The 20,736-nt window shown below is 61.4% G+C and carries 21 protein-coding genes; 13 read left to right on the forward strand and 8 right to left on the reverse strand.

The annotated features are described in order from the left end of the window. Together N8H71_RS21315 and N8H71_RS21320 are read left to right on the forward strand one after the other, a co-directional pair. The coding region (locus tag N8H71_RS21315) for an ABC transporter permease subunit (RefSeq protein ID WP_262195575.1) at positions 1-751 on the forward strand (751 nt) is incomplete at its 5' end. Beyond that, a complete protein-coding gene (locus N8H71_RS21320) occupies positions 748-1,638 on the forward strand; it encodes an ABC transporter permease subunit (RefSeq protein WP_262195576.1) in 891 nt (296 codons plus the stop codon). The genes N8H71_RS21315 and N8H71_RS21320, both read left to right, overlap by 4 nt. Before the next feature lie 143 nt (positions 1,639-1,781). On the opposite strand, the gene N8H71_RS21330 is transcribed toward N8H71_RS21320, so the two are convergent. Continuing rightward, complete coding sequence (locus N8H71_RS21330) at positions 1,782-2,423, reverse strand: HD domain-containing protein (protein WP_262195577.1); 642 nt, start codon at positions 2,421-2,423, stop codon at positions 1,782-1,784. A 190-nt stretch (positions 2,424-2,613) separates the two neighbouring features. Between N8H71_RS21330 and N8H71_RS21335 the strand changes: the two genes are divergently transcribed. Next, the gene (locus N8H71_RS21335; protein WP_262195578.1) at positions 2,614-3,579 is read left to right on the forward strand and encodes a GlxA family transcriptional regulator; all 966 of its coding nucleotides are present in this window, start codon (positions 2,614-2,616) and stop codon (positions 3,577-3,579) included. 113 nt (positions 3,580-3,692) lie between these two features. Here the strand turns inward: N8H71_RS21335 and N8H71_RS21340 are convergent, their stop codons facing one another. Together N8H71_RS21340 and N8H71_RS21345 are read right to left on the reverse strand one after the other, a co-directional pair. Then, complete coding sequence (locus N8H71_RS21340; RefSeq protein ID WP_262195579.1) at positions 3,693-6,104, reverse strand: penicillin acylase family protein; 2,412 nt, start codon at positions 6,102-6,104, stop codon at positions 3,693-3,695. A gap of 103 nt (positions 6,105-6,207) precedes the next feature. Then, positions 6,208-6,786 carry a DUF6436 domain-containing protein gene (locus tag N8H71_RS21345; protein WP_262158920.1) on the reverse strand — a complete coding sequence of 193 codons (579 nt, stop codon included), beginning with the start codon at positions 6,784-6,786 and terminating at the stop codon, positions 6,208-6,210. Between the two features lie 97 nt (positions 6,787-6,883). On the opposite strand from N8H71_RS21345, the gene N8H71_RS21350 reads away from it, so the two are divergent. Beyond that, entirely contained in the window at positions 6,884-7,837 is a 954-nt protein-coding gene (locus N8H71_RS21350; protein WP_262195580.1) for an alpha/beta hydrolase, read from the forward strand. Positions 7,838-7,938: 101 nt separating this feature from the next. On the opposite strand, the gene N8H71_RS21355 is transcribed toward N8H71_RS21350, so the two are convergent. Next, positions 7,939-8,691 carry a DUF2059 domain-containing protein gene (locus tag N8H71_RS21355; RefSeq protein ID WP_007953496.1) on the reverse strand — a complete coding sequence of 251 codons (753 nt, stop codon included), beginning with the start codon at positions 8,689-8,691 and terminating at the stop codon, positions 7,939-7,941. A 108-nt stretch (positions 8,692-8,799) separates the two neighbouring features. On the opposite strand from N8H71_RS21355, the gene N8H71_RS21360 reads away from it, so the two are divergent. Both N8H71_RS21360 and N8H71_RS21365 read left to right on the forward strand, forming a co-directional pair. Further along, positions 8,800-9,432 carry a 2OG-Fe(II) oxygenase gene (locus N8H71_RS21360; protein ID WP_262195581.1) on the forward strand — a complete coding sequence of 211 codons (633 nt, stop codon included), beginning with the start codon at positions 8,800-8,802 and terminating at the stop codon, positions 9,430-9,432. A gap of 1 nt (position 9,433) precedes the next feature. Then, complete coding sequence (locus tag N8H71_RS21365) at positions 9,434-9,919, forward strand: DUF523 domain-containing protein (RefSeq protein WP_262195582.1); 486 nt, start codon at positions 9,434-9,436, stop codon at positions 9,917-9,919. Positions 9,920-10,037: 118 nt separating this feature from the next. Here the strand turns inward: N8H71_RS21365 and N8H71_RS21370 are convergent, their stop codons facing one another. Then, complete coding sequence (locus tag N8H71_RS21370) at positions 10,038-10,622, reverse strand: transporter substrate-binding domain-containing protein (RefSeq protein ID WP_262195583.1); 585 nt, start codon at positions 10,620-10,622, stop codon at positions 10,038-10,040. Between the two features lie 132 nt (positions 10,623-10,754). Here N8H71_RS21370 and N8H71_RS21375 point away from each other — a divergent pair, with 132 nt between their 5' ends. Next, positions 10,755-11,180, forward strand: coding sequence for a DUF4399 domain-containing protein (locus tag N8H71_RS21375; protein ID WP_007953489.1), 426 nt, complete (start codon positions 10,755-10,757; stop codon positions 11,178-11,180). Positions 11,181-11,241: 61 nt separating this feature from the next. On the opposite strand, the gene serA is transcribed toward N8H71_RS21375, so the two are convergent. Continuing rightward, entirely contained in the window at positions 11,242-12,471 is a 1,230-nt protein-coding gene (gene serA, locus N8H71_RS21380; protein WP_007953487.1) for a phosphoglycerate dehydrogenase, read from the reverse strand. 204 nt (positions 12,472-12,675) lie between these two features. On the opposite strand from serA, the gene N8H71_RS21385 reads away from it, so the two are divergent. The 4 genes from N8H71_RS21385 (at position 12,676) to N8H71_RS21400 (ending at position 16,998) form a co-directional block, all read left to right on the forward strand. Then, complete coding sequence (locus tag N8H71_RS21385) at positions 12,676-14,070, forward strand: FAD-binding oxidoreductase (protein WP_262195584.1); 1,395 nt, start codon at positions 12,676-12,678, stop codon at positions 14,068-14,070. 40 nt (positions 14,071-14,110) lie between these two features. Further along, on the forward strand, positions 14,111-14,776 hold the full coding sequence (locus N8H71_RS21390) for a fumarylacetoacetate hydrolase family protein (RefSeq protein WP_007953483.1): 666 nt from the start codon (positions 14,111-14,113) through the stop codon (positions 14,774-14,776). A gap of 263 nt (positions 14,777-15,039) precedes the next feature. Then, the gene (locus N8H71_RS21395) at positions 15,040-15,963 is read left to right on the forward strand and encodes an SdiA-regulated domain-containing protein (protein ID WP_262195585.1); all 924 of its coding nucleotides are present in this window, start codon (positions 15,040-15,042) and stop codon (positions 15,961-15,963) included. Between the two features lie 117 nt (positions 15,964-16,080). Beyond that, the gene (locus N8H71_RS21400) at positions 16,081-16,998 is read left to right on the forward strand and encodes an SdiA-regulated domain-containing protein (RefSeq protein ID WP_262195586.1); all 918 of its coding nucleotides are present in this window, start codon (positions 16,081-16,083) and stop codon (positions 16,996-16,998) included. Between the two features lie 145 nt (positions 16,999-17,143). On the opposite strand, the gene rpiA is transcribed toward N8H71_RS21400, so the two are convergent. Next, positions 17,144-17,818: a ribose-5-phosphate isomerase RpiA gene (gene rpiA, locus N8H71_RS21405; protein ID WP_007953476.1), complete on the reverse strand. Its 675-nt coding sequence runs from the start codon at positions 17,816-17,818 to the stop codon at positions 17,144-17,146. A 148-nt stretch (positions 17,819-17,966) separates the two neighbouring features. Between rpiA and ilvA the strand changes: the two genes are divergently transcribed. Beyond that, positions 17,967-19,481, forward strand: coding sequence for a threonine ammonia-lyase, biosynthetic (gene ilvA, locus N8H71_RS21410; RefSeq protein WP_085605949.1), 1,515 nt, complete (start codon positions 17,967-17,969; stop codon positions 19,479-19,481). 41 nt (positions 19,482-19,522) lie between these two features. Further along, positions 19,523-19,936, forward strand: coding sequence for a DUF2269 domain-containing protein (locus tag N8H71_RS21415; RefSeq protein WP_262195587.1), 414 nt, complete (start codon positions 19,523-19,525; stop codon positions 19,934-19,936). Between the two features lie 105 nt (positions 19,937-20,041). Here N8H71_RS21415 and N8H71_RS21420 read toward each other — a convergent pair whose 3' ends face one another. Continuing rightward, the gene (locus N8H71_RS21420) at positions 20,042-20,698 is read right to left on the reverse strand and encodes an HAD family hydrolase (protein ID WP_262195588.1); all 657 of its coding nucleotides are present in this window, start codon (positions 20,696-20,698) and stop codon (positions 20,042-20,044) included. Positions 20,699-20,736: the final 38 nt, after the last annotated feature.

Raw genomic sequence — 20,736 nt, forward strand, 5'->3', positions numbered from 1 at the left:
GATCTACACCTACGCCGAGCAGAAGCTGCAACTGCTGCTGAACCTGGGCAACTACGCGATGCTCGGCGACGACGAGTTGTACATCGCTGCCTATCTCGGCTCGCTGAAGATGGCGTTTTTCAGCACGCTGCTGTGCCTGTTGATCGGCTACCCCATGGCCTACGCCATCGCCAGCGCCCGCAAGGAAGTGCAGACGGTGCTGGTGCTGCTGATCATGATGCCGACCTGGACCGCGATCCTGATCCGTGTCTATGCGTGGATGGGCATCCTCAGCAACAACGGTCTGCTCAACGGTTTCCTGATGAGCATGGGTTTGATCGACGAGCCGCTGCAGATCCTCAACACCAACCTGGCGGTGTACATCGGCGTCGTCTACTCGTACCTGCCGTTCATGATTCTGCCGCTGTACGCCAACCTGGTGAAACACGATCACAGCCTGCTGGAAGCGGCGTCCGACCTCGGTTCGAGCACCTTCAACAGCTTCTGGAAAATCACCGTGCCGCTGTCCAAGAACGGCATCATCGCTGGCTGCATGCTGGTGTTCATCCCGGTGGTGGGTGAGTTCGTGATCCCGGAACTGCTTGGCGGTCCGGAAACCCTGATGATCGGTAAAGTGCTCTGGCAAGAGTTCTTCAACAACCGTGACTGGCCGGTGGCGTCCGCCCTGGCGGTGGTGATGCTGGCGATCCTGATCGTGCCGATCATCCTGTTCAACCGCAGTCAGGCCAAGGAAATGGAGGGTAAAGAATGAAGCGCTTCCGTTTCTCCAGCCTGATGCTGGTGCTCGGCCTGTTGTTCATCTACCTGCCGATGCTGATCCTGGTGATCTACTCGTTCAACGCCTCGAAACTGGTAACGGTGTGGGGCGGCTGGTCGGTGAAGTGGTACGTCGGCCTGCTCGACAATTCGCAACTGATGGGCTCGGTGGTGCGCTCGCTGGAAATCGCCTGCTACACCGCGATTGCCGCCGTGGCGTTGGGTACGCTGGCAGCCTTCGTGCTGACCCGCATCACTCGCTTCAAGGGCCGCACGCTGTTCGGTGGCCTGGTCACCGCGCCGCTGGTTATGCCTGAGGTGATTACCGGTCTGTCGCTGTTGCTGCTGTTCGTGGCGATGGCGCAGATGATCGGCTGGCCGCAGGAGCGGGGCATCGTCACCATCTGGATCGCGCACACCACGTTCTGTGCGGCGTATGTGGCGGTGGTGGTGTCGGCGCGTCTGCGTGAGCTGGACCTGTCGATCGAAGAAGCGGCAATGGACCTCGGTGCGCGTCCGTGGAAGGTGTTCTTCCTGATCACCATCCCGATGATCGCGCCGTCGCTGGCGGCGGGCGGCATGATGTCGTTCGCGCTGTCGCTGGATGACCTGGTATTGGCGAGCTTCGTCTCCGGCCCGGGTTCGACGACCCTGCCGATGGAAGTGTTCTCGGCGGTGCGTCTGGGCGTGAAGCCAGAGATCAACGCCGTGGCCAGCCTGATTCTGCTGGCGGTGTCGCTGGTGACTTTCATGGTCTGGTTCTTCAGCCGCCGTGCCGAGGAAGCGCGCCGCAAGGCAATTCAGCAGGCCATCGAAGAAGGCGCTGCCGATTCGTGGAAGCAACCGGACGTGCGCCGGGCGCCGACGCCGGAAGCGGCTTGAGCCAGTGGGGGTGATCACAACTCTGTGATCACCCCCCAATTCAAACTGTGGGAGCGAGCTTGCTCGCGAAAGCGGTGTGTCATTCAACATCAATGTTGGCTGATACGCCCCCTTCGCGAGCAAGCTCGCTCCCACAGTTGGTTTTAGGCCGACCAAGGAGAGTTGCGGATGACCTCGACGAAATTCATCGGCTTGAACCCCGGCGCCTGATCCTTCAGCACATCGGTCTTCACATTGCCGAAGGTAGTCTGCGGACGATGACGCAAGCCATCGGCGAACGCGCAGATGATGCACTCCTTGAAACCTTCGCCCCGTGGATGCGCATGCACCACCGCCTCACGCTGCACCGTGGTGAACGCCGCGTAGTCCATGCCCAGCACGTCCATTTCGACGCCTGCGGTTACCAGCGCCACGGTTGGACGCAGATGCTTCGGCACCCCCGGCGTGGTGTGCAGGGCGATCGACAGCCAGACCTGCTCGATGTCGTCATCGCTCAACCCGTAAGGCTTGAGAAATGCTGCCGCTGCGTTGGCGCCATCCACTTCGAAACGCTCGTCATCGCTGCGATGCCCTTCGACCAGACCCAGGTCGTGGAACATCGCGCCGACGTACAGCAGCTCCGGATCGTAGGCCAGTTGCTGACGCTCACCGCTCAAGGCGCCGAACAGAAATACCCGGCGCGAGTGGTGGTAAAGCAGGTCGGATTCGATGTCGCGGATGTACTCGGTGGTGGCCCGGGCGAGGGCGCTGTCGGGGATCTGGATACCGGCGATGGTCGTGGTCATGTTGAGCTTCCTCGTCGAAAACGCCGTCACGGCGCTGATGGGGAAAGTCTGTTCCCGGGGGCAAAACCGGACAATCGATCCATGGCTGCGATCCTTGCCATTCCACCTGCAAATCATGCCAGCTCGCTTCTGCGACGAGGATTGGCTAGGGTTGGCGCTGATCCGACATTCCCCGGGAGCCGAGATAGCCATGAACAGAATCGTCGCCATCGTGGTGTTCCCCGGCGTGCAGGCGCTGGACGTCAGCGGGCCGATGGACGTGTTCGCCGAGGCCAACCGCTTCCTGGTGCCGGAGGATCATTACCGGCTCGACGTGATCGGCGTCGAGCGCGGGTCGATGGCGTGTTCCAACGGGCTGACCCTGAGTGCGCATCGGCATTTCAGCGAAGCGTCGCAGGTTTACGATTTGCTGCTGGTGGCGGGTGGGCCGCAGTTGCCGTTTCTGGATTTCGGCGAGGCATTCGATGCCTGGTTGCGTGAGGCCTGTGGACGGGCGCGGCGATTCGGCTCGATCTGCAACGGCGCGTTCATGCTCGCCCGTGCGGGATTGCTGGATGGGCGCACGGTCACCACCCACTGGAACGACGCCGAAGCGCTGGCACAGTTGTGCCCGTCGAGCCGGGTCGAGGCTGATCGGTTGTACGTCGAGGATGGCCAGCTCTACACCTCGGCGGGGGTGACGGCGGGGATCGATCTGTCGCTGTACCTGCTGGCGCGTGATCACGGGGCCGAGGTCGCGCTGAGCGTGGCCAAGCGGCTGGTGGTGTTCACCCAGCGCTCGGGCGGGCAGTCGCAGTTCAGCCCGTTCCTCACGCCCCACGCCGAACCGACGTCGGCGGTGGCGATGGTGCAGCTGTATGTGCTGGCCAATCTCACCGGCGACCTGACCATCGCTGATCTGGCGAATGCCGCCAACATGAGTGCGCGGAATTTCTCCCGGGTGTTTGCGAGGGAGGCGAAAGTCACCCCGGCGGAATTCCTCGAACGGGCGCGGGTGGACGCGGCGCGGGTGATGCTCGAAAGCACCACGGCGCCGCTGAAGACGGTGGCGTATCAATGCGGGTTTCGTGATGCGCAACACATGCGCAGCGTGTTCAACCGGCGGCTGGGGGTAACGCCGCAGCAGTTTCGCCTGAACTTTGCGGCGATGGTTTGAGATCTGTTTTGTTCTGACTGACCCCTTCGCGAGCAAGCTCGCTCCCACAGGAAACCGCGATCCAATGTGGGAGCGAGCTTGCTCGCGAAGGGGCCGCTCCAGTCAGCAAAAATCTATTGAGCTGCTCGTGCCGGCAACAGCTTCAAGGTGCTGCGCGTATTCGCCGTCACCTCTTCATCACTGAAATGCGCCTGCACATACATCCCGTCCACATACGCTTCCGCCTGATCGTCATAGTGGCTGTCGAACGGCACGCCGCTCTGGCCGACCGGGTTGATGGTCAGGCTATGAGCCGGATCCGCGAAGTCCACCAACCGCCGGGTCGACGGGCCATAGGTCACCGGCCACGGCGCGGGGCCGATCTTCGCCGAGAGGTTGTTCGGCACTTCATGAGAGCCCGGTGCGGCGAACGGGCCGACGTTGAAAATGCGATCCAGCGGTTTCTGCTGACCCAGCGGATGACCATGGGTCAGCGTATGCGCCTTGCCCCATTGCCAGCCGGAAGCGTCGTCCCCGAGAGTCTGTTTCAAGTGCGCCATGCTTGCCTGCCATGCGGTGCGCACGGTGTCGGCGCGGGTTTCCTTGTTCGGCGTGCCGCGGTTGTCCCACCACGGTGAATCGGCATTCGCCGCGAGCCGGGGCAGCGCCGCATCGATCACTCGGGTCGACAGCAGGGTTTCGAAAAAATCATTGCCCAGCTCATCGCGCATCGCCGCGTCAGCCAGGTCGTAGAGGAACTGGTTGAACAGCGTCGCACTGACCGAATCCAGCGGATAGTCGCCTTGCCACTGGGCCAGTTGCTCGACCAGTTTCAGCTGCGCCGGATCACTCACCACTTCACGCAGCACCGGCAGCAACGGCGCCAGCAGACGCGGGCCGTAACCGGTGGTGGTGCCCAGTTGCAGTTTCTGGTTGGCCTCGTTGTCCCACTTCACGTTCTTGTCGGCGAGCTGGCGGTTGAGCTGCTGGCCACGGTCGGCGAGGTTGTAATAACCGGGAATCTCCATGCCGGTCGGCGACACGGGCTGGAAGTTGGCCGAGACGATATAGCCCCGCGCCGGGTTCTCTTCCTGCGGGTTGGCGCTGAACGGGAAGTAGCCGTCCTTGTCCGCCTGATTGCTGCTGCCGTCGAGAATGAACCCAGGCTTCACCCCGGCCGGACGCTTGGGCAACAGCGCCGAGGCCCACCAGGCGATATCGCCCTTGGCGTTGGCGTAGACGATGTTCAGCCCCGGCGCCTGCACCTTGACCGCTGCGGCGCGGGCCTTGGCCAGGGTGTCGGCGCGGTTGAGCTGGTAGAAACCTTCGAGGATCGGATTCGGCGTTTCGAGGAACGCCCACCACATCGCAATCGGGGTTTTCCCGGCGGCGCTGCCGAGGGCGTCGTTGACGATCGGGCCGTGGGGCGACTGACGCAGGGTGAGGGTCACCGGGGCCTGGCCTTTCACCGCGATCTGCTGCTCGGTTTTGACCATGTCGGTCCACTGGCCGCGATACCAGACCTGATCCGGGTTGTCCGGATTGACCTTCTCGGCGATCAGGTCCAGATCATCGTTCTGGAACATGGTCAGGCTCCAGCCGAAATCCAGGTTGTGGCCGAGAAACGCAAACGGCACCAGCGCCTGATGATGGCCGTAGAGTTCAAACCCCGGCGCCGACAGCTGCGCCTCGTACCACACCGATGGCACCGAAAAGCGGATGTGCGGATCACCGGCCAGCAAGGGCTTGGCGCTCTTGCTGTGGCTGCCGGCGATGACCCAGGCGTTGCTGCCTTCGAACTGCGGCAGGCCGTTGTCGATCAGCGCCTGTTCGCTGACGCGGGCGAGGGTGTTCAGGTCTTTCCAGTCTTCGGCGGCGAGGGCCGGTGCGGTGCCGGCGTGGCCCTTGGCGAGCACGCCCTTGGGTTGCCAGTCGAGGTCAAAGACGTTGAGGTAGTCGGCGCCCAGTTGATCGCGCACATAGGTCAGCAGCGGTTCGGTGCGAAACGCGGCGGCGAAGCTGTAGGCCATGTAGCCGGCGACGCTGATGCTGTCCTCGGCGGTGAACGGCCGCTTGGGGATGCCCAGCACGTCGAACTCGATGGGGGCGGCGTGCGAGTCCTGATATTGATTGATGCCGTCCAGATAGGCTTGCAGGGCCTTCCACGCCGGTGACTGCTTGTCGAGGCTGGCTACGTAACTGGCGGCGCGCTCGCGGATGCGCAGGCTGCGGAACAGCTTGTCGGTATCGAGCAGTTTCGGCCCGAGCACTTCGGCCAGTTCGCCCCGGGCCAGACGGCGCATGGCTTCCATCTGGAACAGTCGGTCCTGGGCGTGCACGTAGCCGAGGGCGCGATAGAGGTCGGTTTCGTTTTCGGCGCGGATGTGCGGCACGCCGCGCTCGTCGTAACGCACGGTCACCGAGCCTTGCAGGTTGCGCAACTCCACCTGGCCCTGACGCGTCGGTTGCTTGCTGTAGACATACCAGCCGCCGGCGGCGAGCAGGACAACGATGAGCAAGGCAAGAACGGTGAAGACGCGTTTCATGGTGACTCCTTGTGCATTCGGGATTGCCGCCCGTGCGGGCTGCAAACAATTAGCACACGCCTCGTGTGCTGCGCATCGCCGTCCTTGAAATGTCCGGAATGCCTTACTTCGTCTCCGCCGGCCACGGGCAGTAGCAACCGACTGCCAGTGTATGGGTCGCATTGACCGGGCGATCATCACTCAACGCTTGCAGGATCGGTTCGATAAAACTGTTGCTGGAGTTGCACGTCAGGCCTTCGCTGTACGGGCCGAAGTACGCCAGTCTGCCACTGCGGTCCCAGATCGCCACGGCCGGGCTCGCGGGAATCTGTTCGGAGCCGGGCAGCACCGCGATGGTTTTGAGATTGCTGAGGGTGGCGGGCAACTGGCCGTGGCTGCCGGCCTTCTGCACGGCAAAGAATTCCACGCCCTTGGGGCCGAACTGTTCGACCATTTCGGTCAGGTGCTGTTGATTGCCGACGTTGCACGGGCAGGCCGGGTCCCAGAAGTGCACCAGGCGGATATTGCCGGGGCCGGCGAGGTCGTCGGGCAGGCGCAATGGGTCGCCGGAGAACACTGCCGTATGCTCGCTGAAAGCGCGCAGATAGCGGCCCTGAAACCAGTCGTACGCGGCCCACAGCACGCCGGCACACACAATGGCGAGCAGGCTGGCAAACAGTGCGGTGCGGTAGGGCGAACGCATGGTTTTCGATCCTCAGAGGCGCGCTAGCTTGCCATGCTTGCCGCGACAGATGAATATCGCAGGCCGATAAAGTCCGTTTACCGTTCTGGAATTGCCCATGTCTGTTGCCTTTGATCCCGATCATCTGCGTGCGAGCCTCAAGCCTCTGGCCGAGTGGCAGCCGTTGTCCGAGGAGGCGAAGGCGTATCAGCGGTTCTACAAGACCGACTTTCCCGAGCGTGATGTCTGGCGTGGCATGGGCCGGTTCGACATCGATGGCTATCAACTGGTCAGTCATTGCTGGTGGCCGGCGGAAACGGCCAAGGCCACGCTGTTTCTGGTGCACGGTTTTTATGACCACACCGGCCTCTACCGGCATGTGATCGAGTGGGCGCTGGATCAGGGCTTCGCGGTGATTGCCTGCGATCTGCCGGGGCATGGTTTGTCCAGCGGCGAGCGGGCGAGCATTCGCGACTTCTCCGAATATCAGGATGCGCTGCAAGGCCTGTTCGCCGAGGCGCGTTCGATTGCCCTGCCGCAGCCGTGGCACCTGTGCGGGCAAAGCACTGGCGGCGCGATCATTGTCGATCACGTGCTCAATCATGGTGAAAACAGCCCGGCGCAGGGGCAGCTGATTCTGCTGGCGCCACTGGTGCGTCCGCGTGCCTGGGGCTGGTCGCAGTTCAGTTATTACCTGCTCAGGCCCTTCGTTCGAGGTATCGCCCGGCGTTTCAGCGAAAACTCCAACGACCCGGATTTCCTGCCGTTCCTGCAGGCCGATCCGTTGCAGCCAAAACGCTTGCCGACCGCGTGGGTCGGGGCGTTGTCACGCTGGATCAACCGGGTTGAATACGCGAAGAAAAGTCCGCGCCGGCCACTGATCATTCAGGGCCAGGCGGACATGACCGTGGACTGGCAGCACAACCTGCAAGTGATGAAGTGGAAGTTCGACCGGCCGCAGATTCTGCTGCTGGCCGAGGCGCGGCATCACCTGGCCAACGAGACGGCGGAAATGCGCGAGGAGTATTTCGAGTTTCTGAGCAAGCGGATCAAAGGCCGGAATCACTCGTGATCCTGAGGGCCCCTTCGCGAGCAAGCTCGCTCCCACAATAGATCGCAATCCTTTGTGGGAGCGAGCTTGCTCGCGAAGGCGGTCGGTCAGGCAGCAGAGATTTATTGATTCAGGTTCGAGGTGCTCTGGCCCACGGCCAGCCCGGCGCGAATCGCTGCCAGCGCAGCCTGATAGTAGGCCTTGCCTTCGGTGGATTCGGCGAAGGTCGCGAACTCTTCCAGCTCTTCATCCGACAAGTCGCGATAGACGTACAGCAGCGTGTTGTTCAGGTCGGCACCGATCTGATCCATCAGGCGCTGGCGTTGACCGTTCAACATGCCCTGGGCCTGACCGCCGCCGAGCAGGCCGGGGATCATCGAGCTCAGGCTGTCCGCCGCCACGCCGGCAATCGCCAGACTGACTTCGGCACCGGCCTCGCGGGCGGGCAGGGCCTGGGCAAGGTGGCCGATGATCAGCAGCCGGCTGTCGCTGGCCGGCATTTTCGGCAGACCCTTGGCGTTCTTTGCCAATTGATCGCGACGGGTCGCCAGCAGTTCGGCGGCGACGATCTTCTTGCCCAGCGGTGACTGAAAGAACGACAGGGCCGGTTTCGGATCGGCGAGGTTTTTGCGCAACTGAGCTTCGGCGCGTTGATCCACGGCCTGAGGGGCGAAGCGCTGGTTGCTGTTGTTCACCAGCGCCTGAAACACCGCCGGCGGCAGGCTGTTCTGGTAACGCTGCTGCGCGGCACTCAGGGCGTCGTTGAAATGCGCGCGTTGTTCTGGCCAGCCGGCGACCTTGTACAACTGGTCGTGGCCGTCCGCCCAGGCGGGCAAAACGCAGAACATCAACAGTGAAAAAAGCAAACGGCGCATAAGGACTCCTGTCGGCAGCCGACTATTCTCCGTGCGGTGCCAGTACTTGTCGAGAATTCGTATCAAGCCGCCGCGTGGCTCTGTCGGATTTCTTGCCGCAGGCATACTATGCGCGCCATGCAAATATCCTCTGATCACCCGCTGCTGTTACGTATCGTCGACGACCTGGCCGAGCGCGGCTGGTCGCAGCAGAACATTTTCCTGCCTGCGGATCTGACCCGCGCGCTGGCCGCCGAGTGCCGTAAACGTGAGGCCGAAGGTGAACTGGCGCCGGCGGGGGTCGGACGTGGCCCGTTTTCGGAGATCCGCGAGGGGATTCGAGGCGACCATATCCAATGGATCGACCCCGGTCAGGCCGAGGCCAGCGACCGCTACCTGAACCTGATGGACGGCCTGCGTGAAGCGCTCAACCGGGGCCTGTTCCTCGGGCTTGAAGACTTCGAGTGCCACTTTGCCCTTTACCCGCCGGGTGCGTTCTATCGCAAGCATGTCGACCGTTTCCGCGACGATGACCGGCGCATGGTCTCGGCGGTGATCTACCTCAATGACGGCTGGCTGCCGGAGGATGGCGGGCAACTGCGCATGTACCTGGAGAATGACCGCGTTCATGACGTACAGCCTACGGGCGGTTGTCTGGTGGTGTTTCTCTCCGGCGAAGTCCCGCATGAAGTATTGCCAGCCAGCCGCGAGCGACTGTCGCTGACAGGCTGGTTCCGCCGCCGTGGCAACGAGCCGTTCTGAGATGCACAGGATTCTGGTCAGTCGCTGCCTGCTGGGTCACCGCGTGCGTTACGACGGTGGGGCCAGCGGGCCGTTCGATCTGTTGGAACAGTGGATCAGCGAAGGCCGGGTAGTACCGCTGTGCCCGGAAGTCGCCGGTGGTTTGCCGACGCCGCGAGCGGCGGCAGAGATTCCGGGCGGGCAGGGCAGCGAAGTGCTGGACGGACTCGCTTCAGTAATCACCACCGAGGGTGAAGACGTCAGCGCACAGTTTCTCGACGGCGCGCGGCAGGCGCTGGCGTTGGTGCAAAAGCACGGGATTCGGGTGGCGGTGCTCAAGGCCAACAGCCCTTCGTGCGGGAATCTGTTGACCTATGACGGGACGTTCAGTGGGGTGAAGGTCAGCGGCGAGGGCGTTACCGCCGCGTTGCTCAAGCGCCATGGCGTGCAGGTCTTCAGCGAGCTCGAGCTGCCGCAGGCTGCACAAGCGCTGATACAACTCGACTAATCACACACCAACAACACTGTGGGAGCGAGCTTGCTCGCGATTGCGTATTGTCAGTACCGATATTGGTGGCTGACAGGCCGCTTTCGCGAGCAAGCTCGCTCCCACATGGAAGTTGTGTTCACTTCAGACTTTCAGTGGCCTGCACGCTCAACCACTTCTTCGACAACGCCTCCAGCCGCCCATCCGCCCTGATCCGCTGCAACGCATTCTCAAGGCTCGCGTGAAACGCCGGGTTGCCCTTCTGAAACGGAATCGCCAGATCCACCGGCGGCCCGACCTTCGGTTTCTCTTCAGTCAACGTCTGCACCAGCACCAACGGCCGGGGTTGCTCATCCTTTTTCGCCAGCAATTGTGCATTGACCTGCGTGTAAGGTTCGCTGACGTCGAAACGATCCTTGAGCTCGGGTGTCAGTGCTATGTGGTTGAGCGCGACGTCGTACTTGCCGCTTTCAACGCCCTGGAGCAGATCGGCTTCGTCGGTGACGATGAAGTCGGCCCGCACATCCAGTTCGTTGGCCAGCAGTTGCCCAAGCTCGACCTCGAACCCCGTGAGCGTGTCGCCGTCCTTGAAATTGAAGGGCGGTGTATTAGCCTCAAGGGCTATGCGCAACTCGCCACGGTCGTTGACGTCATCAATCAGTTCGGCGTGAGCCAGAGGGCTCAGAAGGGGTAGCAGGCAGATCAGGCCAGGCAGAAAACGCATGGTCACTCCTTTGAAATCGATATCGGCCTGTTTTCCAGGCTCGCTTTGCTATGGTTGTCGAGTGCCTTCGACAACGAATGGTCATGAAGTTGTCATGACCGTGCGGATTTTACGGAAAAACTGGAGAAGAAAATGAAAAGCTTTATGTCACGTGCAGCGTTGGCCGGTGTGCTGATGGGTGTTTCGGTACTGGCCAGTGCGGCCACACCGGCACCGAAGGGCGCCGAAGTGTTCATCGTTTCTCCCGAGGACGGAGCCACGGTTCCGCAGACCTTCACGGTCAAGTTCGGTGTAAAGGACATCGCGCTGGCACCGGCCGGTGACGTCACCAAGAACACCGGTCATCACCATCTGCTGATCGATGCCAAGGAAATCGTTCCGGCCGGTTCCGTGGTGCCGACCGACGCCAACCACATGCACTTCGGCAAGGCGCAGACCCAGGCCGACATCAAACTCGCGCCGGGCAAGCACACCCTGCAACTGGAGCTGGGTGACAGCGGCCACATGGCCTTCGATCCGCCGATCGTGTCGAAGAAAATCACCGTCAACGTCGAATGACGTTCTTGCGTGCATGAAAAAGGGAGCCCGAAGGCTCCCTTTTTTGTCGCTCAACGCTTGATCAGAACAACACGCGGCTACGGATGGTGCCGTTGACGTGTTGCAGCTTCTCTTGCGCCAGCTCCGAGTACTCGGCGTCGACGTCGATCACCACGTAGCCGACCTTCTCGTTGGTCTGCAGGAACTGACCGGAGATGTTGATGCCGTTTTCGGCGAAGACCTTGTTGATCTCGCTCATCACACCCGGGATGTTCTCGTGGATGTGCAGCAGACGGTGCTTGCCAGGGTGAGCCGGCAGGGCCACTTCCGGGAAGTTCACGGACGATACCGAAGTACCGTTGTCGCTGTACTTGACCAGTTTTTCTGCCACTTCCAGACCGATGTTGGCCTGTGCTTCAGCGGTGGAACCGCCGATGTGCGGGGTCAGGATCACGTTGTCCAGGCCACGCAGCGGGCTTTCGAACTCTTCGTCGTTGGAGCGCGGCTCGACCGGGAACACGTCGATGGCGGCGCCGATCAGGTGCTTGTCCTTGATCGCAGCGGCCAGGTGATCCAGCTCGACCACGGTGCCGCGTGCAGCGTTGATCAGGATGCCGCCCTTCTTGATGGCGCGGATTTCCTTCTCGCCGATCATCCACTGGGTCGCAGCGGTTTCCGGAACGTGCAGGGTGACGATGTCGGACATGCCCAGCAGCTCGTGCAGGTTGCCGACCTGGGTCGCGTTGCCCAGTGGCAGCTTGGTCACGGTGTCGTAGAAGAACACCTGCATGCCCAGACCTTCGGCCAGAACCGACAGCTGAGTACCGATCGAGCCGTAGCCGACGATGCCCAGTTTCTTGCCACGGATCTCGAAGGAGTTGGCTGCGGATTTGATCCAGCCGCCACGGTGGCAGGAAGCGTTTTTCTCAGGGATGCCGCGCAGCAGCAGGATCGCTTCGGCCAGCACCAGCTCGGCAACGGAGCGGGTGTTGGAGTACGGCGCGTTGAACACGGCGATGCCGCGCTCGCGGGCCGCTTCCAGGTCAACCTGGTTGGTGCCGATGCAGAAACAGCCGACCGCGACCAGTTTCTTCGCGTGATCGAAGATCTCTTCGGTCAGCTGGGTGCGCGAACGAATGCCGATGAAGTGAGCGTCAGCGATCTTTTCCTTGAGCTGGGCTTCCGGCAGGGAGCCTGTCAGGTATTCGATGCTGGTGTAGCCCGCCGCCTTGAGGACGTCGACAGCCGATTGGTGGACGCCTTCGAGAAGAAGGAACTTGATCTTGCTCTTATCGAGAGAAGTCTTGCTCATCTGCGTAAACCTGTATCCCGGAGAAAAATGGCAGGAAATGGTCAACAGACATTGACCTTGACGACAAGAAAGCCGTCACCGCAGAACCGCCGTTGGGCACTGGCCTGCGGGGTCGGTATGCTAGCATAGCCGCCCCGCTAATCACTCATTCCTGCGACGTGAAGCGTTCTCAGGATGACCATGAATTGTTCGAGAGTTCCGTCGATGACCAATCCTGCCCTGATTGATGAACTGAAGACCCTGGTCGAGCCTGGCAAGGTCCTGACCGATGCCGACTCCCTGAACGCTTACGGCAAGGACTGGACCAAGCATTTCGCGCCGGCGCCGAGCGCCATCGTGTTCCCCAAGACCATCGAGCAGGTGCAGGCCGTCGTCCGCTGGGCCAACGAACATAAAGTGGCGCTGGTGCCGTCGGGCGGGCGCACCGGTCTTTCCGCCGCGGCCGTGGCCGCCAATGGCGAAGTGGTCGTGTCGTTCGACTATATGAATCAGATTTTGGATATCAACCTGACCGACCGCACCGCCGTCTGTCAGCCGGGCGTGGTCACCGAGCAATTGCAGAACGCCGCTGAAGAACATGACTTGTACTACCCGGTGGACTTCGCTTCGGCAGGTTCCAGCCAGATTGGCGGCAATATCGGCACCAATGCCGGCGGGATCAAGGTCATTCGCTACGGCATGACCCGCAATTGGGTCGCAGGCATGAAAGTGGTGACCGGCAAGGGCGACGTGCTGGAGCTGAACAAGGACCTGATCAAGAACGCCACCGGTTATGACCTGCGCCAGTTGTTCATCGGCGCCGAAGGCACCCTCGGATTTGTGGTCGAAGCCACCATGCGTCTGGATCGTGCACCGAAAAACCTCACTGCGATGGTCCTCGGCACTGCCGATTTCGACTCGATCATGCCGGTGCTGCACGCCTTCCAGGGCAAGCTCGACCTGACCGCGTTCGAATTTTTCTCCGACAAGGCCCTGGCCAAGGTCATGGGCCGTGGCGATGTCCCGGCGCCGTTCGAAACCGACTGCCCGTTCTATGCCTTGCTGGAATTCGAGGCGACCACCGAAGAAGTGGCCAATACCGCCCTGGAAACCTTCGAGCATTGCGTGGAGCAGGGCTGGGTGCTGGACGGCGTGATGAGCCAGAGCGAAACCCAGTTGCAGAACCTGTGGAAGCTGCGCGAGTACATCTCCGAAACCATTTCCCACTGGACGCCGTACAAGAACGATATCTCGGTCACCGTCTCGAAAGTCCCGGCGTTCCTGCGGGAAATCGACGCGATCGTCGGCGAACACTATCCGGATTTCGAAATCGTCTGGTTCGGCCACATCGGCGACGGCAACCTGCACCTGAACATCCTCAAGCCGGACAACCTGAGCAAGGACGAGTTTTTCGCCAAGTGCGCCACCGTCAACAAGTGGGTGTTCGAAACCGTCGAGAAGTACAACGGCTCGATTTCCGCCGAACACGGCGTGGGCATGACCAAGCGCGACTACTTGACCTACAGCCGCTCGCCGGTGGAAATCCAATACATGAAAGCGGTCAAGGCGGTGTTCGACCCGAACGGCATCATGAACCCGGGCAAGATCTTCGCGGTTTGATTGGCAATCCCTGATGAATCAATGAAGGCAGGAGTCGGTAATGAGCTATCAGCACCAGTATGTCGACGGTACGCGGATTCATTTTCCGCTGGGGAAAGTAGTGTGCATCGGCCGTAACTACGCCGAACACGCCAAGGAACTGGACAACCCGGTGCCTACCGAGCCGTTGCTGTTCATCAAGCCGGGCAGTTGCGTGGTGCCGCTGGAAGGCGGCTTCAGCATTCCGACCGAGCGTGGCTCGGTGCATTACGAAGCGGAAATCGCGGTGTTGATCGGCAAACCGCTGTCGACCAAGCCGAGCCGCGAAGAAGTGCTGGACGCGATCTCCGGTTTCGCTCCGGCGCTGGACCTGACCCTGCGCGACAAGCAGGCCGAGCTCAAGTCCAAGGGCCTGCCGTGGGAAATCGCCAAATCGTTCGACGGCGCGGCGGTGATTGCGCCGTTCGTGGTCGGCAGCACCTTCGCCGACCTGACCGACATCGGCATCCGCCTGACCATCAACGGCGAAGTGCGCCAGGACGGCAACAGCAGCGCGATGCTCAACCCGATCGTGCCGATGATCCAGCACATGGCCGGCTGCTTCTCGCTGCAGGCCGGTGACGTGATCCTGACCGGCACGCCGGTGGGCGTCGGCCCGCTGAACGTTGGCGATGAGATCGTGCTGGAACTGCCGGGCGCCAGTCGCTTCACCAGCAGCGTTCGCTGACTGCAACTCTGAGTAAAACTGTGGGAGCGAGCTTGCTCGCGAATGCGGTAGATCAGTTAACGACGATGTCGACTGACCTGACGTATTCGCGAGCAGGCTGGCTCCCACATTTGTTTTTGTGTGGCAGCTCGCAAACACATAAGGCAATCCGGCCATTTGCCGTTTTTTTCACATCTTGTCCGGATAATTCCGTTCATTCTGGCGTCTGAGCCGGCCTCTTTGTGCTATTACCCATAGCCTGAATTTTCGGAACGCGTCCTTCGATGTCATCTCAAACTCAGCTCAAACCTGCTCGCCGTTCACGCTTTGCCATGCGCTGGTATTCCTGGTTATTGCTGGTGGCCGCTGCCGTTTACGGTCTGGCATTCGCCATGCACTGGGATGACCGAGGCGTGCTATGGGTGCTGGAACGTTTCGAAAGCCCGGCCGAGAAACAGGAAAGCGTCTGGCTCCCGGACTACCGGGTGGTCATCGACGCCAAGCTGCTGCCGGGCATGGAAAAGGACGAAGCTTCGGACCTGTCCTATAACCCGCAGACCAAAACCCTGTTTTCGGTGATGGGAAAGAACCCGTTTCTGGTCGAGCTGACTCTGCAGGGTGACGTGCTGCGCAAGATGCCGCTGGTGGGCTGGAGCAATCCCGAAGGCCTGACGGTGATGGAAAACGGCTTGATGGCGATTGTCGATGAGCGCGAGCACATGCTCTCCATCGTCAAGGTCGATGCCGACACCCGCGAGCTGAAGCGCGACGATTTCCCTAAATACGACCTCGGCCCGTCGAAAGACCAGAACAAGGCCTTCGAAGCCATCACCTGGGACGCCCGCAACCAGCAATTGCTGCTGGGCGAAGAGCGTCCGCCTGCGCTGTTCACCTGGAAAAGCGACGGCAGCCAGACGCTCAAGGGCGACAAGCAGAAACTCGACAGCGACGAACTGGACCTGCGCAACCTCTCGGCCCTGTCGATTGACCCGCGCACCGGTCACACCCTGGTGCTGTCCGCCGATTCGCACCTGTTGCTGGAACTGGACGAGAAGGGCGAGCAGGTCAGCTTCATGACCCTGCTCGGCGGTTTCAACGGCTTGAAGAAAACCATTCCCCGCGCCGAAGGCGTGACCATGGACGAGGCGGGCACGCTGTATATGGTCAGCGAGCCGAATCTGTTCTACCGCTTCGAAAAGCAGAAGTAACTCCTCCGGCCGCAATTGCAGGATCGTGCAGTTGTGGCCAAAGGCAAGTGGCCATTAAGCTTCAGTTCAGACAGGCGTGATATTTCATCCGCCTGTTTTGATTCCGAGCCTGCCCGAATGCGTCGACTTGCCCGTCCCAAGCCTCTATTCATCATCCTGTCGGTGATTGCCCTGATCGCGCTGATTGCGATCGGCCAATACATGCGACTGTTCGAGCGTGCCTGGTTCAACCTGCATACGCTCTGGCAGCCGATGAGCAGCGAGGCCATCGGGCTGGACCAATATCGGGTAGAGATCGAGGCGAAAGTCATCGACGGGCTGAACGACGACGTCTCCGCGCTGACCTACGATCCGGTGCGCAAGAGTCTGTTCACGGTCACCAACAAGAATGCCGAACTGATCGAGCTGTCGCTGGACGGCACGATTCTGCGCCGTGTCGCCTTGATCGGCTTCGGCGATCCGGAAGCGGTGGAGTTCATCAGCGCTGACACCTATGTGATCACCGACGAGCGCCAGCAGCGGCTGATCAAGATCCATCTGGAGCACGACACCACGTTCCTCGATGCAGCGGACGCCGAGCAAATGACCCTCGGTGTGCACATGAGCGGCAACAAGGGCTTTGAAGGCCTGGCTTACGACTCGGTGGGCAAGCGCCTGTTCGTGGCCAAGGAGCGGGATCCGATGCTGATCTATGAAGTGCACGGTTTCCCGCACTTCAATCCGGAAAAGTCCTACGCGGTACACGTCATCAATAACCCTAAGCGCGATGCCGGGATGTTCGTGCGCGATCTGTCGAGCCTGCAATACGACGAGCGCAGCGGCCATTTGCTGGCGTTGTCTGACGAGTCGCGGCTGATTCTGGAACTGGATGTGGACGGGCGCCCGTTGAGCACCCTGTCGTTGAGCGGTGGCCGGCAGGGCCTGAAGAAAACCGTACCGCAGGCGGAAGGTATCGCAATGGATGATGACGGGACGTTGTATCTGGTGAGCGAACCGAATCTGTTTTATGTCTTCAGGAAGCCTGCGCAGAATTAACCAACACCACAAAACACTGTGGGAGCGAGCTTGCTCGCGATGAGGGTGTGTCAGTCGCCAAACATTTCGACTGACACACCGCTATCGCTAGCAAGCTAGCTCCCACAGGTTTTTCATCTGCCCACAAATATGTGGGCAGCCTGGTTTATTCAGCTTTGAGGGTCTTCACACCTTCGGAAGTACCCAGCAACAGCAGATCCGCCGGGCGCGCCGCGAACAGGCCGTTGGTGACCACGCCGACGATCGCGTTGATCTGCGCTTCCAGCTCCACCGGGTTGGTGATCTGCAGGTTGTGCACGTCGAGGATGATGTTGCCGTTGTCGGTCAGCACGCCTTCGCGGTAGACCGGGTCGCCGCCCAGTTTCACCAGTTGGCGGGCCACGTGGCTGCGGGCCATCGGGATCACTTCCACGGGCAGCGGGAACGCGCCCAGCACCGGCACCAGTTTGCTGGCGTCGGCGATGCAGATGAAGGTCTGGGCCACGGCCGCGACGATCTTCTCGCGGGTCAGCGCTGCGCCGCCGCCCTTGATCAGGTTCAGGTGTTCGTCGCTTTCATCGGCGCCGTCGACGTAGAACTCCAGGTTGCTCACGGTGTTCAGCTCGTACACCGGAATCCCGTGGCCCTTGAGGCGCGCGGCGGTGGCTTCGGAGCTCGCGACCGCGCCATCGAACGCGCCCTTGTGCTGGGCCAGGGCGTCAATGAAGCAGTTGGCGGTGGAGCCGGTGCCGACGCCGACGATGCTCTTGTCGTCGAGTTTCGGAAGGATGAAGTCGACGGCGGCCTGGGCCACGGCCTGTTTGAGTTGATCCTGGGTCATGCGGGCTCCGGAAGCGGGCAAGGTAAGAACGGAAAGGCCGGCATTATAGCCTCAAGCCGGGCTAAAACCTCTGGATTCGTGTGGTCGTGCGCCCAAAAGGCGGGTTAGACTCGTTGGCCCTGCCCAACCCGCTCAGTGATGCTTTCCGATGCTCGAACAGTACGTCAAGAAGATCCTCACCTCGCGCGTTTATGACGTTGCCGTAGAAACCCCGCTGCAGAACGCCCGCCAGCTCTCCGAGCGGCTGGGCAACGACATCTGGCTCAAGCGCGAAGACTTGCAGCCGGTGTTCTCGTTCAAGATTCGCGGCGCCTACAACAAGCTGACCCAGTTAAGCGACGAAGAACGCGCTCGCGGCGTGGTCACCGCGTCGGCGGGCAACCATGCGCAGGGCCTGGCCCTGGCGGCGAAAGTGCTGGGCGTGAAAGCGACCATCGTGATGCCCAAGACCACCCCGGAGATCAAGGTCGAAGGTGTGCGTTCCCGTGGCGGCAAAGTGGTGCTGCACGGCGATTCGTTCCCGGAAGCCCTGGCCTACTCGCTGAAACTGGTCGATGAAAAAGGCTACGTCTACATCCACCCGTACGACGATCCGCACACCATTGCCGGGCAGGGCACCGTGGCGATGGAGATTCTGCGCCAGCACCCGCAGCCACTGGACGCGATCTTCGTTCCGGTGGGCGGCGGCGGTCTGATCGCCGGTATTGCGGCGTACGTGAAATACCTGCGTCCGGACATCAAGGTCATCGGCGTCGAGCCCGACGACTCCAACTGCCTGCAAGCGGCGATGGCCGCGGGCGAGCGCGTGGTGCTGCCGGCCGTGGGCATCTTCGCTGACGGCGTGGCGGTGGCGCAGATCGGCCAGCACACCTTCGACATCTGCAAGGATTACGTCGACGAAGTGATCACCGTCAGCACCGACGAAATCTGTGCGGCGATCAAGGACATCTACGACGACACCCGTTCGATCACCGAACCGGCCGGCGCGCTGGGCGTGGCCGGGATCAAGAAGTACGTCGAGCAGCGCGGCGTCAGCGGCCAGACCTTCGTGGCCATCGACTCCGGGGCCAACGTCAACTTCGACCGCTTGCGCCACGTCGCCGAGCGCGCCGAGCTGGGTGAAGGCCGCGAAGCGATCATCGCCGTGACCATCCCGGAGAAGGCCGGCAGCTTCAAGGCTTTCTGCGAGGCCATCGGCAAGCGCCAGATCACCGAATTCAACTACCGCTACAACAATGGCAGCGAAGCGCACATTTTCGTCGGCGTGCAGACCCATCCGGACAACGACCCGCGCAGCGCGCTGCTGGCGAGCCTGACCGAGCAGGGTTTCCCGGTGCTCGACCTGACCGACAACGAACTGGCCAAGTTGCACATCCGTCACATGGTCGGCGGTCGTGCGGCGCACGTGGTCGATGAAGTGGTGCTGCGCTTCGAGTTCCCGGAGCGTCCGGGCGCGCTGTTCAACTTCCTCAACAAGCTCGGCGGTCGCTGGAACATCTCGATGTTCCACTACCGCAACCACGGTGCGGCGGACGGCCGCGTGGTCGCGGGCCTGCAAGTGCCCCACGACGAACGTCATCTGGTGCCCGCAGCCCTTGAGGAAATCGGCTACCCGTACTGGGACGAAAGCGATAACCCGGCCTATCAGCTGTTTCTTGGCTGAACGGCTACGCTGATGGGTATGGCCCAAGGAAAGAGAAATACATGGAAACCCTGACCACCCTGAAAGTCCTTCACGTCGCGGCGACCGTGGTGATTCTGGCGAGCGGGCTGGGACTCGCCGCTGTTTCCTGGCGTAATCGCAGCGAAGGACCGGCCAGCATGATGCAGCGACCATGGTTGTTCGTCTGGTGTTTGATGCTGGTCGGTGTGCTGAGCATGCCTTTCACCGGCTGGTGGCTGGTGCACCTTATTGGCTGGCCACTGGGACAGTTCTGGATTCTGGGGTCCAGCGTGATATATGCCGTGGCCACATTCAGTGCGGTCTGGCTGCTTGTTCGGCTTAATCGGTTATGGACAAGCGGGGTCGGCAGCCGGAAATTCAATCTGGCGCTGGCGATTGTCAGCGGCGTTGGATTTCTCGCCATTGCGGCGCTGATGGGGGCCAAGCCTGTATAAGGCTTGAGACCGCGTCGACCCCATTCGCGAGCAAGCTCGCTCCCACATTTGATTTGAGTCGTTCACAAATCCCCTGTGGGAGCGGGCTTGCCCGCGAAGGCGTAGTCAGTCGCGCAGACTGATCACCGGCCAGCCACACTTCTCGGCTTCGGCCCGCAGGTTCGGATCCGGGTCGACTGCCACCGGATTCGCCACTTGCTCCAGCAGCGGCAGGTCATTCATCGAGTCGCTGTAGAAGTAGCTGCCTTCCAGCGAATGCCCGGTTTCTTCCAGCCAGCGGTTCAGACGCGTCACCTTGCCTTCGCGGAAGCACGGCACGTCGGTGCTGCGCCCGGTGTAGCGGCCGTCCTGCATCTCGCACTCGGTGGCGATCAGGGTTTCAACGCCCAGGCGCACCGCAATCGGCGCGGTGACGAAGCGGTTGGTGGCGGTGATGATCACCAGTTTGTCGCCGGCATCGCGGTGCTTTTTCAGCAAATCGAGAGCCTTCGGCAGCATCAGTGGCTCAATGCAGTCGCGCATGAAATCGCTGTGCCATTGCTCAAGTACTGCCATGTCGGTGCGGCCGAGGATCTCCAGGCAGAAGTTCAGGTACGCGGCGTTATCCAGTTTGCCGGCCAGGTAATCCTGGTAGAACTCGTCGTTGCGCGCCTTGTAGGCGATCGGGTCGAGGAACCCGCGTTCGCACAGATAATCGCCCCAGGCGTGATCGCTGTCGCCGCCCAGAAGGGTGTTGTCCAAATCGAATAAAGCCAGGCGCATTGCAGTTACCCGCTGAAAAGTCAGTAAAAAGGCCACAA

The sequence above is a fragment of the Pseudomonas koreensis genome, from assembly GCF_025447595.1.
Taxonomy (GTDB): domain Bacteria; phylum Pseudomonadota; class Gammaproteobacteria; order Pseudomonadales; family Pseudomonadaceae; genus Aquipseudomonas; species Aquipseudomonas koreensis_H.